Origin of the sequence: Rhodoligotrophos defluvii, assembly GCF_005281615.1 — a bacterium.
Taxonomy (GTDB): domain Bacteria; phylum Pseudomonadota; class Alphaproteobacteria; order Rhizobiales; family Im1; genus Rhodoligotrophos; species Rhodoligotrophos defluvii.
Genome location: NZ_SZZM01000001.1, coordinates 956,190 through 972,771 on the forward strand (window position 1 = coordinate 956,190; position 16,582 = coordinate 972,771).

12 protein-coding genes are annotated in these 16,582 nt (G+C 64.6%); 7 read left to right on the forward strand and 5 right to left on the reverse strand.

Annotated elements, in window-relative coordinates; translation table 11 throughout:
• Positions 1-5: 5 nt before the first annotated feature.
• Both E4P09_RS04585 and E4P09_RS04590 read left to right on the forward strand, forming a co-directional pair.
• Positions 6-1,547 (forward strand): ABC transporter substrate-binding protein, encoded by a 1,542-nt coding sequence (locus tag E4P09_RS04585; protein ID WP_239025090.1) that lies wholly within the window; start codon positions 6-8, stop codon positions 1,545-1,547.
• Positions 1,548-1,724: 177 nt separating this feature from the next.
• Positions 1,725-2,954: an aminotransferase class III-fold pyridoxal phosphate-dependent enzyme gene (locus E4P09_RS04590; RefSeq protein ID WP_137388367.1), complete on the forward strand. Its 1,230-nt coding sequence runs from the start codon at positions 1,725-1,727 to the stop codon at positions 2,952-2,954.
• A gap of 14 nt (positions 2,955-2,968) precedes the next feature.
• On the opposite strand, the gene E4P09_RS04595 is transcribed toward E4P09_RS04590, so the two are convergent.
• Together E4P09_RS04595 and E4P09_RS04600 are read right to left on the reverse strand one after the other, a co-directional pair.
• A complete protein-coding gene (locus E4P09_RS04595) occupies positions 2,969-3,742 on the reverse strand; it encodes a GntR family transcriptional regulator (RefSeq protein WP_137388368.1) in 774 nt (257 codons plus the stop codon).
• Between the two features lie 115 nt (positions 3,743-3,857).
• Positions 3,858-5,015 (reverse strand): CaiB/BaiF CoA transferase family protein, encoded by a 1,158-nt coding sequence (locus E4P09_RS04600; RefSeq protein ID WP_170984228.1) that lies wholly within the window; start codon positions 5,013-5,015, stop codon positions 3,858-3,860.
• A gap of 269 nt (positions 5,016-5,284) precedes the next feature.
• Here E4P09_RS04600 and E4P09_RS04605 point away from each other — a divergent pair, with 269 nt between their 5' ends.
• From E4P09_RS04605 to E4P09_RS04615, 3 genes are all read left to right on the forward strand, one after another.
• On the forward strand, positions 5,285-6,043 hold the full coding sequence (locus E4P09_RS04605) for an ABC transporter ATP-binding protein (protein ID WP_137388369.1): 759 nt from the start codon (positions 5,285-5,287) through the stop codon (positions 6,041-6,043).
• Positions 6,044-6,119: 76 nt separating this feature from the next.
• On the forward strand, positions 6,120-7,007 hold the full coding sequence (locus E4P09_RS04610) for a branched-chain amino acid ABC transporter permease (RefSeq protein WP_137388370.1): 888 nt from the start codon (positions 6,120-6,122) through the stop codon (positions 7,005-7,007).
• Positions 7,007-7,996: a branched-chain amino acid ABC transporter permease gene (locus E4P09_RS04615; RefSeq protein ID WP_137388371.1), complete on the forward strand. Its 990-nt coding sequence runs from the start codon at positions 7,007-7,009 to the stop codon at positions 7,994-7,996. Before E4P09_RS04610 ends, E4P09_RS04615 begins: the two co-directional genes overlap by 1 nt.
• Positions 7,997-8,019: 23 nt before the next feature.
• Here the strand turns inward: E4P09_RS04615 and E4P09_RS04620 are convergent, their stop codons facing one another.
• Positions 8,020-9,111 carry a quinone-dependent dihydroorotate dehydrogenase gene (locus E4P09_RS04620; protein ID WP_137388372.1) on the reverse strand — a complete coding sequence of 364 codons (1,092 nt, stop codon included), beginning with the start codon at positions 9,109-9,111 and terminating at the stop codon, positions 8,020-8,022.
• A gap of 207 nt (positions 9,112-9,318) precedes the next feature.
• Here E4P09_RS04620 and E4P09_RS04625 point away from each other — a divergent pair, with 207 nt between their 5' ends.
• Complete coding sequence (locus E4P09_RS04625; protein WP_137388373.1) at positions 9,319-9,957, forward strand: S24 family peptidase; 639 nt, start codon at positions 9,319-9,321, stop codon at positions 9,955-9,957.
• A 67-nt stretch (positions 9,958-10,024) separates the two neighbouring features.
• Here E4P09_RS04625 and E4P09_RS04630 read toward each other — a convergent pair whose 3' ends face one another.
• Positions 10,025-11,587, reverse strand: a complete 1,563-nt coding sequence (locus E4P09_RS04630) for a lysine--tRNA ligase (protein WP_137389238.1) — start codon at positions 11,585-11,587, stop codon at positions 10,025-10,027.
• A 145-nt stretch (positions 11,588-11,732) separates the two neighbouring features.
• Complete coding sequence (locus E4P09_RS04635; protein ID WP_487392611.1) at positions 11,733-13,421, reverse strand: cation:proton antiporter domain-containing protein; 1,689 nt, start codon at positions 13,419-13,421, stop codon at positions 11,733-11,735.
• 263 nt (positions 13,422-13,684) lie between these two features.
• On the opposite strand from E4P09_RS04635, the gene E4P09_RS04640 reads away from it, so the two are divergent.
• Positions 13,685-16,564, forward strand: coding sequence for an ATP-dependent DNA helicase (locus E4P09_RS04640; protein ID WP_137388374.1), 2,880 nt, complete (start codon positions 13,685-13,687; stop codon positions 16,562-16,564).
• Positions 16,565-16,582: the final 18 nt, after the last annotated feature.

Genomic DNA, 16,582 nt, shown 5'->3' on the forward strand with positions numbered 1-16,582 from the left:
GGCTCATGGCCTTGGCTGTTGCCGCGCCGACGCCGGCTTCGGCCCAGGATGACCGCCCGATGGTGATCGCGCGCAACATGGATCTGAACTCGCTCGATCCGCACCGCGCCTTCTGCGACACATGCCAGATCTATAATTCCAGCGTCTACGAGACCCTGGTGACGCTCAATGCTGAGAACCAGCTCGTGCCCCTCCTGGCCGAGTCATGGAAGGCCAATGGCGACCAGACGGAGTTCACCTTCACGCTCGCGGCCGATGCCAAGTTCTCGGACGGCTCTCCGGTCGAGGCCAAGGACGTCAAATGGTCGTGGGAGCGCCTGAAGAACCTGAAGGGCAGCGCCTCGTTCCTGATGGGTAATGTTGCCTCGATCGAGACCCCCGACGCGCGCACCGTGGTCGTGAAGATGACCGCGCCCAACTCGGAGTTCGTGAACATAGCCTCCGCGCCTTATACGGCCATCGTAAACAGCGATGTGGCCGAGGCGAATGGCGCCAAGGCGGGGCCCGATGCGGACAGGAAAGACAATGCCGAGGCCTGGTTCCTGCAGAACTCCGCCGGCAGCGCGCCTTTCGTGCTCGAGCGCTATGACCCCAATGCGGAGCTCCGGCTGAAGCGCAATGACGCCTATTGGCGGACGCCGCCGGCGGTGAGCGCCATCGTCTTCCGTCAGGTGAAGGACGCGGTCGCTCAGGCGCAGATGCTGGAAAGCGGCAGCGCCGACATCGCCATGCAGATCGATCCGGACACGGCAAAGACCTTGCAGAACCCGGATGTGACCGTGAAGACGGTGCCGTCCTACAACTTCATCTATCTCGCGCTATCCCCGGGCGCCAAGGCCAACAAGGTGCCCCTCACGAAGGAGGTGCGCGAAGCCTTCGAATATGCTCTGGACCGCAAGGGCATCATCGAGTTCACCATCGGCGACGAGGGCCAGGTGATCACCGCGCCGATCCCGATCGGCTTCCCCGGCGGCGGCGGCTATCCCGAGCCCGAATACAATCCGGAAAAGGCCAAGGAGCTGCTCGCCAAGGCAGGCCATCCCGACGGCATCACCCTTGAGGCCACCTTCCCCAACCTCAACGCCTATGGCATCGACCTGTCGCTCCTGATGCAGAAGGTGCAGCAGGACATGGCCAAGGTCGGCATCAAGATCGAGCTGCAGCCTGTGCAGTTCTCAACGTGGCGCGAGCGGGTGAATGGCGACGGCATTCCGCTCACGGCCGTGTTTTATGCACCGGACTATTTCGGCACCGCCCAATATGTCGAATATTTCGGGATGACCGAAGGCAGCCCCTGGGCCCGCCGCGCCGGCCTCAAGGACCCCGGCGACTTCAACCCACGTGAAGCCGAGCTCTACAAGAAGGCGCTGGCCTCCAGCGGCGACGAGGCGGCGAAGATCTGGCACGAGATCGGGTTGGAGATGATCAAGGACCGCATCATCTTCCCGATTGTCAGCCCCAATCTCATCCTCGCCTATCGCAACGACGTGAAGGGCGTGCGCTACAGCGCCTGCTGCAACCTGCCGCTCGCCGAGCTCAGCCGCTGACGATCATCTCGGGTCCGGAGCGGAGCATCTTCGCTTCGGACCCGATCCGCACTTCATACCAGCACGTCTCATATGGGCCCCGGAGCAGCCGGTGATCGTGGCCCGGACGCTGATTTTCTTTCCGCTCTATATTTTATATGATATATCACATTCAACGATCTTCTGGAAAGCGACCCGATGGAAAGCCTCACCAACTCGCGCGATTCCGCCCTGCGCCGGCGTGCCGAAGCCGTGATCCCCGGCGGCATGTGGGGCCACATGAGCACCCGGCATCTCAGCCCTGCCTACCCGCAGTTCTTTGCGCGAGCGGAAGGGTGCAGGCTTTGGGATGTTGACGGCCGCGAGTACGTGGACCTGATGTGCAGCTGGGGCCCCAATGTGCTGGGGCATCATCATCCGGCCGTCGAGGAGGCCACCGCCCGGCAACGCGGCCTGGGCGATGCCATGAACGGGCCGGCGGAAGTTCTGGTGGAGCTGGCTGAGCTTCTGGTTGCCACCATCGCCCATGCGGATTGGGCCATGCTGCAGAAAAACGGGACCGATGCCACGACCGCTTGCGTCACCATGGCCCGCGCCGGCACCGGCCGCCGTAAGATCCTTGTGGCACGTGGCTCCTATCACGGCGCTGTGCCCTGGTGCACCCCATCCCTGGCGGGCGTCACCGCCGAGGACCGCGCCCACATCATCCATTTCGACTATAACGACGTCGCAAGCCTCGAGGCCGCCGCAGACGAAGCCGGTGACGACCTCGCCGGCATCATCGTCACCGCCTTCCGCCACGACCTCGCCCGCGACCAGGAGATGGCCAGTGTGGCTTTCGCCAGGCGGGCACGAGAGATTTGCACCGCTGCCGACGCGGCGCTCATCTTGGACGACGTGCGCGCCGGCTTCCGCATCGATCTTGCCGGCAGCTGGGAGCCGCTCGGCGTGCGGCCGGATCTCAGCGCCTTCAGCAAGGCCATTGCCAATGGCTATCCCCTCGCAGCGGTGACAGGGAATGACAAGTTTCGCGAGGCGGCCACCAAGATCTATATCACCGGCTCGTTCTGGTATGGGGCGGTCGCCATGGCAGCGGCAATCGCCACCATAGAGACCCTGCGCGACATCAAGGCCATTGCCCATATGGAGGCCATGGGCGCCATGCTCCGCGACGGCCTAAGCGCACTGGCCGCGAAATATGGCGTCAGCCTGCGCCAGACCGGGCCCGTGCAAATGCCGCTGGTGCTCTTCGATGATGACGCGGACCTGCACAAAGGCCAGCTGTTCTGCGCCGGCGCCTTGCGCGCGGGTGCTTATTTCCACCCAAAGCACAACATGTTCCTCTCGGCCGCCCATCAGGAAAGCGACATTGCCCGCGTGCTCGAGGCGGCGGAGGCCGGCATGATCGCGGTGGCGGACAGCGCCTGACCGAACGACCGCGCTCAGCCGCGGGCCCGCGCCCGTCTGGCGATAGCGGCATCCGCTCTGGCCGCATGGGCATCCCGATGCAGCTCCTCGCGGGTAATCTCGCCGGCTTCGAGCCGGCCGAGCAGCTGCACGAGCAGGCGGCCGCCTTCGAGCATATCGTTCTGCACATGCTCGCGCACCGCTGCAGCATCCCGCGCCCGCAGCGCATCGAGTATGTCGAGATGCCTGTGCCGCCCCGGGTAGGTCGGCCGCGCATTGGGATATTGATAATTCACCAACGGCCCGTTGCGCAGCCATATCCCTTCGATGATGGCCAGGAGCTCGGGCCGATCAGCCACCTTGTATAGGCCGTAGTGAAAGTCCCAGTTCGCGCGGACCGCATCGAACCAGCGGCCGGCCTCTTCCGCTTCGATCAGCTGTTCGTGGAGAGCGGCCAGATAGGAGACCTGGCTGTCGCTGATCAGCGGCGTTGCCGCCTCTGCCGCCAATCCCTCAAGCAATAGCCGGATTTCGCGAAGCTCGAGATATTGGGCAAGGCTCAGCTCGGCCACGGTGATCGATCGCGCCGCCTCCATGTCCAGCCCCTTCTCGCGCACAAGCTGCATCAGCGCCTCGCGCACCGGGGTTTCGGAGACACCAAGGCTGGCCGCCAGTTCGCGGATCTTGAACCGGTGTCCCGGCCAGAAGCGCCCTTCCATCAGGGCCGAGCGAAGCTCGCGATAGACCCGCTCCGTCAGATTGTCGCGAAGCACCCGCCCGACCGCTATGTCTCCTCCTGCATCGCTCATGTCTTGGTGATTCCTTGCTCCCTGCCTCAAAGGGAGCAACAGCCGTCGCCCTGTCAAGCCGCATCGCATTCGCCAGGCACCGTATGCGCCGGACCTTGCCGGGGCTCCTGCGGCTTCAGGCCTGCGCTTCGGTTGCAGCCGCGCGTTCCGGCTTGGCTTTCAGCGCCGCGATCTCCTCTGACGAGAAGCCCCAGTCCCGCAGCACCTCTTCCGTGTGCTGTCCCGGTTCCGGCGGTGGCGACTGGATGCCTTCGCGCGTGCGGCTGAATCGCGGAGCGGGCGCGGGCTGGATGACGCCATCACAGTCGACGAACACCGATCGGGCGGCCATGTGCGGATGCGCCCGCGCCTCCGCCAGCGACATCACTGGGGCAAAGCAGATATCCGTGCCCTCCATGACGGCGCACCACTCGTCCCGTGTGCGGCTGCGAAACGCGCTGGCAAACGCCTCGCGCAGCACGGGCCAGTTGTCGTGGCTGCGATCGCGGTATTTTGGATCGGTCAGCCCGAGCGTCTGCAGGAGCAGGTCGTAGAAGCGCTGCTCGATCGCGCCGATCGACACGAACTTGCCGTCCTTGGTCTCGTAGACGTCATACCAAGGCGCCCCGCCATCGAGCAGGTTGTCGGCCCGGCGGTCGCGCCAGAGCCCTGCGCCATACATCCCATAGAGGGGCGCGCCCAGAGATGCCGCGCCGTCCACCATAGCCGCATCCACGACCTGGCCCTGGCCCGAACGGCTCGCCTCGAGCAGGGCGCAGACGACCCCGAAAGCAAGGTAAAGGGCGCCGCCGCCGAAATCGCCCACCAGATTCAGGGGCGGCACGGGCCGCTCGGCCGGACCGATGGCATGCAGCATGCCAGTCAGCGCGATATAGTTGATGTCGTGGCCCGCAGCCTTGGCCAGCGGCCCGGTCTGCCCCCACCCGGTCACACGGCCGTAGACCAGCTTGGGATTGATACCCAACAGTTCGTCCGGCCCGAGGCCGAGGCGCTCCATGACGCCCGGGCGGAACCCCTCGATGATCGCGTCGGCCTGCGCCACCATCTTCTTGATGGCCCGCACCGCTTGCGGCGATTTGAGATTGAGCGCGATGGACCGGCGGCCGCGCTGAGAAACGCTGTAGGGAGCAGGCATCTCGATGCCAAGATCAGCCGACGCTTCCCGGTCGATGCGCACCACCTCCGCGCCCATATCCGAGAGCAGCATGGCGCAGAACGGAGCTGGGCCGATGCCAGCCATTTCGATCACCTTGAATCCCGCCAAAGGTCCCATGGGCAGCCCTCTCCTCACAATCTGTGAATTCGTGCAATCGCACGCCTTGGTAGCCGCCTGCTTTCCAGCGCGCAAGCTGGTCGAGGCCCGAGCGACGGGCTTTGCCTGGATGGCCCATCCGTATAATTGCCCCAGCCGGCAAACTTGCTTATCCCGGTACCTTTCCTGTAGCCGGTTGGTCATGTGGCAGGCTGCTGCATAGATGCGCCAAGCTTGGTCAACGGCGCAAGCTGGCGTAACGTCGGCGACGGGGAACAATGGGAGGGCTCATGGAACCAGATGTCATTCTGGAAACAAAGGACCTGACGAAGGAGTTCTTCGGCTTCCGCGCCGTGGACAATGTATCGCTGAAGGTGCACCGGGGTGAGATCCACGCGCTCATCGGACCCAATGGCGCCGGCAAGACCACCTGCTTCAACCTGCTGACCAAGTTCCTGGCGCCGTCGCACGGAACGATCCGCTACAAGGGCCAGGATATCACTGGGCTGAAGGCCGCCGATGTGGCCCGGCTGGGCCTTGTCCGCTCCTTCCAGATTTCGGCGGTGTTCCCGCATCTGACGGTGCTGGAGAATGTTCGCATCGCGCTGCAGCGGCGCCGGCGCGGCGACAGCTTCGACTTCTGGCGCTCCGAAAAGGTGCTGCATTCGCTCGATGGCGAGGCGAAGGCGCTGATCGAGGCAGTGGGGCTGAAAGACTATGTGGCCGCGCTCGCGGCTGAGCTCTCCTATGGCCGGAAGCGCGCGCTCGAAATCGCCACCACGTTAGCCTTGGACCCTGAGATGCTGCTGCTCGACGAGCCCATGGCCGGCATGAGCCAGGAGGACGTCGAGCGTATCGCGCAGCTCATCCGCAAGGTCGCCAAGGACCGCACGGTATTGATGGTGGAGCACAATCTGTCGGTGGTCGCCTCCCTTTCCGACCGCATCACCGTGTTGGCGCGCGGCCAGGTCTTGGCGGAAGGCGATTATGCCACGGTATCGAAGGATCCCCGGGTGATCGAGGCATATATCGGGGCCGGTCATGCGTAATCAGAACAAGAACGGCGCCCAGCGCGCCAAATCCTCTTTGCATCATCAGTTGTCGAGCCCGGCCGGGAGCTAGCCCATGACCACCATTTTCGGAGTACCCACGGCAGCCCTGTTCGGACAGCTGCTGCTGGGGCTGATCAACGGTTCGTTCTATGCCATCTTGAGCCTTGGGCTTGCCGTGATCTTCGGCATGCTCAACATCATCAACTTCGCCCATGGGGCGCTCTACATGATGGGCGCCTTCGCTGCCTGGATGGCCCTCACCTATCTCGGCCTGAACTACTGGTGGGCGCTGATCGTGGCTCCCCTGGTGGTCGGCGCCATCGGCATCCTCATCGAGCGTACGCTCATCGCGCCCATCGCCAAGCTCGACCACCTCTATGGGTTGCTGCTCACCTTCGGCCTTGCCCTGATCATCCAGGGTATTTTCCGCAACTACTACGGCTCGTCCGGCCTGCCCTATGCGGCGCCGCCACAGCTGAGCGGCGGCCAGAATCTCGGCTTCATGTTCCTGCCCTACTACCGCGGATGGGTGGTCGTAGCCTCGCTCATCGTCTGCCTCGCCACCTGGTACATGATCGAGAAGACGAAGCTCGGCGCCTATCTCCGCGCGGCCACGGAAAACCCCACCCTGGTGCAAGCCTTTGGGGTGAACGTGCCGCTGCTGATCACGCTCACCTATGGCTTCGGTGTCGCGCTTGCCGCCTTCGCCGGGGTGCTGGCTGCGCCGATCTACTCGGTCAACCCCAATATGGGCGTCGATCTCATCATCGTGGTGTTCGCCGTGGTGGTCATCGGCGGCATGGGATCGATCATGGGCTCGATCGTCACCGGCTTCGGATTGGGCGTGGTCGAAGGCCTCACCAAGGTATTCTACCCCGAAGCGTCATCGACCGTGATCTTCATCATCATGGTCATCGTACTGCTTGTTAAGCCCACAGGCCTGTTCGGGAGGGCTGCATAATGTCGGAATCCGTCACCAAGGCGCCTGTCGATACCGACCCGGTCACCATCGAAAGCGAGGCTGCCTCCAGCAGCCACCGGATCCTGTTCGCGATCATCGCGGTGCTGCTGGTCGTCGCGCCCTTCGTCGCCTATCCCGTCTTCGTCATGAAGCTCTTGTGCTTCGCCCTGTTTGCCATGGCCTTCAATCTGCTGCTGGGCTATGGCGGCCTGCTCTCGTTCGGCCATGCCGCCTATTTCGGGATGGCGTCCTATATCTCGGCCTATACGGCCCTCCACTGGAACCTTAACCCGGAATTCGCCATCCTGCTCGGCACTCTTGGGGCTCTCGTGCTTGGTGCCGTGTTCGGCGCCGTCGCCATCCGGCGCACCGGCATCTATTTCGCCATGATTACGCTGGCGCTTGCCCAGATGGTCTATTTCTTCTGTCTGCAGGCCACCGGCTTCACCGGCGGCGAGGATGGCATCCAAGGCGTTCCCCGGGGGCATCTGTTCGGGGTTTTCGACCTTCACAACGACCTTACGCTATATGTCGTCGTGGCCGTGGTGTTCCTGGCCGGCTTTGCCATCATCTATCGCGTGATCCATTCGCCCTTCGGACAGGTGCTCAAGGCCATTCGCGAGAACGAGCCCCGCGCGATCTCGCTTGGGTACCGCACCTCGCGGTACAAATTCGTGGTCTTCGTGCTATCCGCGACCCTCAGCGGCCTCGCCGGCGCCACCAAGGCCATCGTCTTCCAGCTCGCCTCGCTCACGGATGTTGGCCTCGGCACCTCGGGCGAGGTGGTGCTGATGACGCTGATCGGCGGCATGGGCACGGTGCTGGGCCCCATCGTCGGCGCCGGCGTGATCGTGGGCATGTCAAACTATCTCGCATCCCTCGGCGGCTGGGTCACCGTGGTGCAGGGCGTCGTGTTCGTCGTCTGCGTGCTGCTGTTCCGCGAAGGCATCGTCGGTGTTCTGAACAAGTACGCCAAGACGAAGTTCTGAGCGCCGCCTTTGCCGCGTTCTCATCAGCTCGGGTCGAGCTTGCGCTCGGCCCATTCCTCGGCGCCCGTGCCGATCAGCGGAGTCAGGCCCGCCATCTGCCGCTGGTCCAGATGGCGGACCAGCCCGCGCTTTATGTCGGACAAAAGCTTGGGTCCCTGGTAGACGAGGCCGGTATAGAGCTGGATGAGGGTGGCGCCGGCGCGGAGTTTCTCGAGCGCCGTCTCTGCTGATGAGACCCCGCCCACCCCGACCAGCAGAAGCCTCCCCGCTGTCCGTCGGTAGACCCGCGCCAGCGCCCGCGTCGAACGCAGGAAAAGCGGCGGACCGGACAGGCCGCCGCTTTCTTGCGCATGGGGAGAGTGCAAGGCAGGCCTGGTCACCGTGGTATTGGACACAATGATACCATCCGCTCCGTTTGCCAGGCAAATGGAAGCGACCTCGTCCAGGTCCTCGTCCGCCAGGTCTGGCGAGACCTTGACCAGGATCGGCACCGCGCGGCCGAGCTGGTCCGCCACCTCGTCCCGTGCCCCTATCACCCGCGCGAGCAGCACACGCAGGGCCGTGCCTGTCTGAAGATCGCGAAGCCCTGGCGTGTTCGGCGAAGATATATTCACGGTGAGATAGCGGGCAAATGGACCAAATCGCCTAACGCCAAGAACATAGTCTTCAATTCGATCCGTTGAATCCTTATTGGCGCCAATATTCACACCTATCAGCAACTTCCGATCGAACCGCTCAAGACGTCGGGCTACGCAATCATGCCCCTGATTGTTGAACCCCAGCCTATTAATAATTGCAGCATCTGCCTTGAGGCGGAAGATCCGAGGCTTTGGGTTGCCTGGTTGTGGTCGCGGCGTGACCGTGCCCACCTCGGTGAAACCGAAGCCAAGAGCGATGAGGCGATCGGGCACCTCGGCCTCCTTGTCGAAACCGGCAGCCATGCCGATCGGATTGGGCAGGAGTACGCCGAATGCGCGCGTCGCCAGCCGCGGATCGTCCGTTTGGCCGGTCGCCGCCAGCCCCGTGCTGAGCGCCCGTATGGTCAGACGGTGAGCCTTCTCGGCGTCGACCACCTGCAGCATTGGCCGGATCAGAGCAAAAAAATCGGCAGGCATCCTAGGCTTTAGCTCACATTTGTGGACCAGGGGCGGGTTCTGTGCGACATGGAGTATCGTTATGGTTGTGTTTACAAAAATTTTCCCGCATTGAATGTAGCGCCGGGTGCGCGCGGCACGCTGCCAGCGGCCTCCCGCAGTCCGGATTTCAAGCAGGGAATATCCCTCTAATTGTTTGCTGTCCGTTTGTCATTTGAGAGTAAGCACATGTTTTTGCATGATCACATTTGGTCGGCGATCGACGAGCTGGCCGCGCGCAGCAATATGTCCACTTCCGGTCTTGCCAAGAGCTCGGGCCTGGACCCGACCACCTTCAACAAGTCCAAGCGGTTCACCGCTGACGGCCGTCCGCGCTGGCCGACCACCGAAAGCGTCGCCAAGATCCTGCGCGCAACCGGATCGAACATCGTCGAGTTCGCCATGCTGGTGAACGGCCAAGGGGGCTGCGCGTCACCCAACAGCACCATCGTTCCCTTGATCGGCTTGGCTCAAGTGGAATCCTCCGGCTATTTCGACGCCAAAGGGCTGCCCTCGGGCAGCCATTGGGACGCCCTGGCCTTTCCCGGCCTGAACGACCAGCGGGTCTACGCACTGGAGGTCAACGGCGATGAGCACGACCCGATCTATCGCGACGGCGATGTGATCGTGGTCTCGCCCACAGCCTCGCTGCGGCGCGGCGACCGCGTGGTCTTCAAGCAGCGCGATGGCAAGGTGCTGATCCGCACCCTCTACCGGCGCACCGCCCGCGTGCTCGAGACGCTGCCGCTCGACGGCGAGGGCACCCCGGCAACCACGCCGCTGGAAAAGGTCGAGTGGGTTGCCCGTATCGTCTGGGTGAGCCAGTAATCTGCGGGTGACCGGTCCGCTGGGCAGGCGCGCCCGGCGGACCGTTCGCGTATTGCTGGACATGGGTTCAGCTGGCCAGCAGCTTGCCGTCGAGCGCGTCGTCGATGAGCGCGCAAGTCTCCGTCACCCCATAGAGCGCCACGAAGGACCCGAAGCGCGGTCCTTGTGGCTGCCCGAGCAGCACCTCGTACAGCGTCTTGAACCAGTCGCGCAGGTTCTCGAACCCTGCCTGCCGGCCGACATCATAGACGAGGTCTTGGATTGTTTCGCCATTGGCCCTATCGCTCGCGTCCAGCGCTTCCAGGCGGGATTTGAGCTCCAGCAGCGCCCGCCGCTCCGCTTCCGTGGGAACACGATAGGCTTTGGTCGGCCTCACGAAATCATGGAAATAGTGGATCGCATAGCCCGCCATCCGGTCGAGCTCCGGCTGGGTTGCCGGGGATGCGTTCGGCGCATAGCGGCGGATGAAGCCCCACAACACCTCCTTGTCCTCGGCATTGGACGCACTCACCAGATTGAGCAGCAATGAGAAGCTCACCGGCATCTCAATCTTCGGCGGCTCACCCGAATGGATGTGCCACACGGGATTGGCAAGCTTTTCCTTGGTGTCCTGCTCCGCGAACTTGCTGATGAAGGTGAAATACTCGTCCACCGCCTTCGGGATCACGTCGAAATACAGCCGCTTGGCCTTGCGCGGCGCCTGGAACATGTAGAGCTGCAGGCTTTCCGGGCTCGCATAGCGCAGCCATTCCTCTATGGTGAGGCCGTTTCCCTTGGATTTCGAGATCTTCTGCCCCTTCTCGTCCAGGAACAGCTCGTAATTGAAGCCTTCCGGCGGCTCGCCACCGAGGGCCTGACAGATCCGGCTGGACAGCTTGACCGAGTCGATCAGGTCCTTCCCCGACATCTCGTAATCGACGCCCAGCGCATACCAGCGCATCGCCCAGTCCGCCTTCCATTGCAGCTTGCAATGACCACCGGTCACCGGAACTTCGACCAGTTCGCCGGTCCCGGGCTCCCGGTAGACGATGGTGCCGGCATCCAGCTTCCGCTCCTCGATGGGCACCTGCAGCACTTCCCCGGTCCGGGGCGAGACCGGCAGGAACGGCGAATAGGTCTTCTGCCGCTCCTCGCCCAAGGAGGGCAGCATGATGGCCATCACCTCGTCATAGCGCTCGAGCACCCGCAGCAGCGCCTTGTCGAACAGCCCCGACGCGTAGCATTCGGTCGCGCTGCGGAACTCATAACTGAAGCCGAAACGGTCCAGAAAGCTGCGCAGCATGGCGTTGTTGTGGTGGCCGAAGCTCTCGAACTTGCCGAAAGGATCGGGCACCTTGGTCAGCGGCTTGTTGAGATAAGGCCGGATCAGGTCCGGGTTCGGAATATTGTCGGGGATCTTGCGCAGCCCGTCCATATCGTCGGAAAAGCAGATGAGCCGCGTCGGCACGTCGGAGATAAGCGAGAAGGCATGGCGCACCATGGTCGTGCGCGCCACCTCCCCGAAGGTGCCGATATGGGGCAGGCCAGAGGGGCCGTAGCCGGTCTCGAACAGCACGTCCCGTTTGCCCGTCCGCTCCAGGCGCTCCAAAAGCTTGCGGGCCTCTTCGAACGGCCAGGCCTTGCTGGCCATCGCTTCACGGACGAGTTCGGGATCGGTGGTCACGGGATTCTGTCTCTTGAGGCGGCACGACTGGCAGCAAAGCCGGCTGGCCCGCCCGGTTGATTGAAACTGGCCGGGAACCTATGGGCCCAACCGCCCGTCGTCAACAGACTGATCAGTTGGCGCCGGCCGCCAGATCGACTTCCGGCAGACCCGCATTCATGCGCCGTCTCTGCGCAGCCATCGCCGCGAAGGCCGCATGCAATTGCGGATGGCGAGCGACGAACTGCCGGAAATCCCGCGCTGTCATGGTGAGGAAGCGGCAGTAGTCGACAGCGGTCACGTCGGCAGTGCGGCGGTCGCCGCTCAACAGCCCCATCTCACCGAAGAAGTCCCCGGCCTTCAGCTCGATCGCCCGACCGTTCACGTCCACTTGCACCACGCCGGATGAGATGAAATACATCGCGTCCGCCCGGTCGCCCTTGCGGATCACGCGGTCGCCCGGATTAGCCGAACGCGGCCTGAACAGCATTAGCAGCTCCTCCCGCTGCTCCGGCGTCAGCATGGAGAAGATCGGGAATTTCTCCACGATCTGCTGGGCCTCGAGCCCGCGCTCCATCTGGCGGGCCTCGTTGGCCCTGCGCACCGCCGCGAGCTCCTGCTCCAGCGCAGCCATCCGCGCCGCGCCGAAGGCATGCGGGTGGTGGTCCTCGCGGCGGATCAAGGCCAACGCGGCGGAAAAGCTGAGCGGGTTCAGCATGATCGACAGCAGAGCGCCCGCCAGGATCAGGTCGCGTGCCTCTGGCGTCATCAGGCCCAAGCTGGCCCCGAGTCCGGCCAGAATGAACGAGAATTCGCCGATCTGGGCAAGGCTCGCCGAAACCGTCAGGGCAGTCTTGACCGGAAAGCGTAGCAGCAGAACCACGGCGATCGCGGCCAACGACTTGCCCACCACGATGAGTGCCAGCACCGCCAGCACCTTCATCGGCTCGCGCATGAGGATCGTTGGATCGAACAGCATGCCGACGGATACGAAGAACAGCACCGCGAACGCATCCTGCAGCGGGAGTGAGTCGGCCGCGGCGCGGTGGCTGAACTGCGATTCGCTCAAGACCACGCCGGCGAAGAAAGCACCGAGCGCGAAGGAGACCCCGAACACCACCGCCGAGCCATAGGCGATGCCCAGCGCCAGGGCGAGAACCGACAGCGTGAACAGCTCTCGCGAGCCCGTGCGGGCCACCTGGCGGAGGAGCCGGGGCACGATCTTCGGCCCGAGCAGGATCGCAAGGGCAACGAAAGCCGCGACCTTGCCGAGCGTCAGCGCCAAGTCGAAGCCGAGGCCGAGCCCGCTGCCACCGGGACCATGGCCGGCATCAGCACCGGAAAGCCCGTGCCCACCCATCATTTCCGCAAAGGCCGGCAGCAGCACCAGCGCGAGCACCATCGCGAGGTCTTCGACGATCAGCCAGCCCACGGCGATGCGGCCGTTCGGCGTCGCCACCGCATTGCGCTCTTCCAAAGCCCGTAGCAGCACGACAGTGCTGGCGACCGAGAGACAGAGGCCAAACAATATCCCTGAACCCAGGCTCCAGCCCCACCACATGGCCAGGGCCGCCCCCATGATCGTGGCGATCACGATCTGGCCGATCGCGCCGGGCACGGCAATCCCGCGCACCGCCATCAGGTCGGCCGCGGAGAAATGCAGCCCCACGCCGAACATCAGCAGGATCACGCCCATTTCCGCGAGCTGTCCGGCCAGCGCGCTGTCCGCTACGAAGCCTGGCGTGAACGGCCCCATGATGATGCCGGCGAGAAGATAGCCCACCAGGGGTGGCAGCCGCAGCCGGTCGGCCACAAAACCCAAGCCGAACAGCTTACGGCGATCAGGGCGATGAGAGCGGTATCATGCGGCACTGGCTTTCTTTCCCCGGCGGCCTGTCCACAGAAGGATCCCGGCTCCCTCTGCAGGACATCACGGATCGGCTGACCTATGATGCGGCAGGAATTCCGTCCCGTGAACCACATCCCATAGGCATAAGGCAACAATTATAATGCAACCGCATAGGAAGTCCTCCCAATCCACCGGACGGGTGAACGTCGGGCGCGAATAGGCTAGAGTGCGCCCACATGGCCTTTTCATCGCACACCAAGGCGGAGCTGCATGCGCCGGATGCCGTAAGCGCATTCCCGGCGGCCGCGCTGCAAGGCGTGGAGCTGCTCGTCTCGCCGGCCCAGGACCAGCTTCTCGATCAGCCGGCACAGCTCGACGCGGAGGCCGGCCTTGCCTGCTTGGCTGCCGAGCCGCATCTGGTTTGTCACGCGGTATTCCTCGCCAATCGCCTCCAGATTGCGGCACGCGCCGAGCGAACGGCCGCACGTGCCGCGCGCGAGCAGGCGCACTATGATGTCGCCGAGCTGTTCGCGTTCGTTTGCCCGGCCCGTTTCGCCCTGCCCACCCCCGCAGGCATCGCCCGCGCCTTGGGGCTGGACCCCGGCGCGGCTTGCCCCACGGCTCTGCTGCGCGAATGTGCCCGGTGCCTGCTTGCCCACCTCGCCGCCGAGGCGCGCCAGCAATCCGCACGCGAGATGCTGGAACAGGCCCAATTTCTGGCGCGCAGCCGCTGGCCATGGGCGCCGCTGGTGATCCAGGCCATCGAGGAAGGTAGCGGCAATCAGGATATCTCCCCCTTCCTCACAGGTCTCAATGTGTGGGATCGGCTGGCGGAGTGGGAGGACGAGGGACCGCGCCCCCAGCCGGACACCAAGGCCATTCCGCCAGAGGATGTGGAGCGGGAGCTCGCGCGCATCCTGGGCAACGGCTCGGAGACGCGCACCGCCCAGCGCGACTATAGCGTGAAGGTCTCCCAGGCTTTCGCCCCACGCACCAGCCGGCACGAGAACCACATCCTGCTGGCCGAGGCAGGCACCGGGCTGGGCAAGACCCTTGGCTATCTCGCCCCCGCCGCCCTATGGGCGCGCCGCAACAGCGGCACCGTATGGATCTCGACCTACACCAAGAACCTGCAGCGGCAGCTGGAGCAGGAAACCCAGAAGGTCTTTCCCAGCCCAGAAGAGCGCCGCCGCAAGGTGGTCATCCGCAAGGGCCGCGAAAACTACCTGTGCCTTCTGAATCTACAGGAGCGTATCGCGCAGATGAGCGGCAATCCCCGCGGCAATCTGCTGGCGGTGCTCATCGTGCGCTGGGTGAAGGTCAGCCGCGACGGCGACATGATCGGCGGCGATTTCCCGGCCTGGCTCATGTCGCTGTTCGCCGATGGCGGCACCACGGGCGAGCGCGCGCCCTCACCGGCTAATCTCGGTCTCACCGACCGGCGCGGCGAATGCATCTACACCGCCTGCCCCCATTATCGGAAGTGCTTCGTCGAGAAGGCGACCCGGGCGGCCCGCAAGGCGGACATCGTCATCGGCAACCATGCCCTGGTCATGGCCCAAGCCGCCCAGGACCAGCTGCTCGGCCCTGCGCAGACGACGGACGAGCAGACCGCGGCCGGGGCGATTCGCCGACTGATTCTGGACGAAGGCCACCACCTGTTCGACGCTGCCGACAACGCCTTCGCCGCCCACCTGACGGCGATTGAAGCGGCTGAACTGCGCCGCTGGATTCGTGGCGGCGAGACCCGCGGCCGGCGCGGGCGCAGCCTGATCGACCGCATTGGCGACCTCGCCGGCGCCGCGCAGGAGGATGATCAGACCGAGGCCATGCTGCAGGCGGTCATGAACGCCGCCAACAATCTGCCCGGCCCTGGCTGGCAGAGGCGGGTGCAGGCCGGGATGCCGGAGGGTCCGGCCGAGCGCTTCCTGATGATCATCCGTGAGCAGGTGCTTGCCCGCTCCGAAACCGCAGCGCGCTATGCCCTGGAGACAGGCTGCCGGCCTCCCCTCCCCGGCCTGGCGGAGGCGGCGGATGCATTGGCTGCCGCGCTCCAGGAGCTGGCGGCGCCCATGCAGGCGCTGGCGAAGAGCCTCATGGCCCGTCTCGATGACGACGCCGCCAAGCTCGAGACCGCCGAGCGGGCGCGCATCGAATCGGTGGCCCGCGGCCTCAGACGCCGGGCGGAGCTTACCCTGAATGCCTGGATCGACATGCTCGACCGCCTCAGCCGGGAGGAGCCCGAGGGCTTCGCCGAATGGTTCGCCATCGAGCAAAGCTTCGGCCAGGAGGCAGACGTGGGCATGTATCGCCACTGGATCGACCCCACCGTTCCGCTGGCCAAGCTGGTGCTGGAGACGGTCGACGGCGCGGTGATCACCTCGGCCACCCTGCGCGACCGGCTGCCCGAGGCCCCGGATGACTGGGCCAGCGCCGAGATGCGCACCGGGGTCAATCACCTGCCCTATCCCGCCATGCGCTCGGTGCATCACAGCCCCTACGACTATCCGAACCAGGCGCGGATCGTGATCGTCAATGACGTCAACCGCGAGGATCCGGACCAGGTGGCCGCCGCCTATCGCGAGCTGTTCCTCGCCGCGGGCGGCGGTGCTCTCGGTCTGTTCACCGCCATTTCCCGCCTGCGTGAGACTTATCGGCGCATCATCGCCCCGCTGAGCCGCAACGGCCTGTCGCTCTATGCCCAGCACGTGGACCCGGTGGATACCGGCACTTTGGTCGACCTGTTTCGCGCCGAGCAGAACAGCTGCCTGCTCGGAACCGACGCGGTGCGCGACGGGGTGGACGTTCCGGGCGAGGCCTTGCGGCTGATCGTGCTGGAGCGCGTGCCTTGGCCGCAGCCCTCGATCCTGGAGCGGGCGCGGCGTGCTGCCTTCGGCGGCAACATCTATCAGGAAATGATCGTGCGCCTGCGCCTCAGGCAAGCCTTCGGCCGGCTGATTCGCCGGGCGGATGATCGCGGCGTGTTCGTGGTGCTCGACCCACGCCTCGCCTCACGCTTTCTCACCGCCTTTCCGGAAGGCGTGCCGGTGAAGCGCACCGGTCTGGTGGACGCGATCGAGACGGTCCAGACCTTTCTTGCCGAGCGCCCTTGCTGAAACCGTCGTCAACTTCTA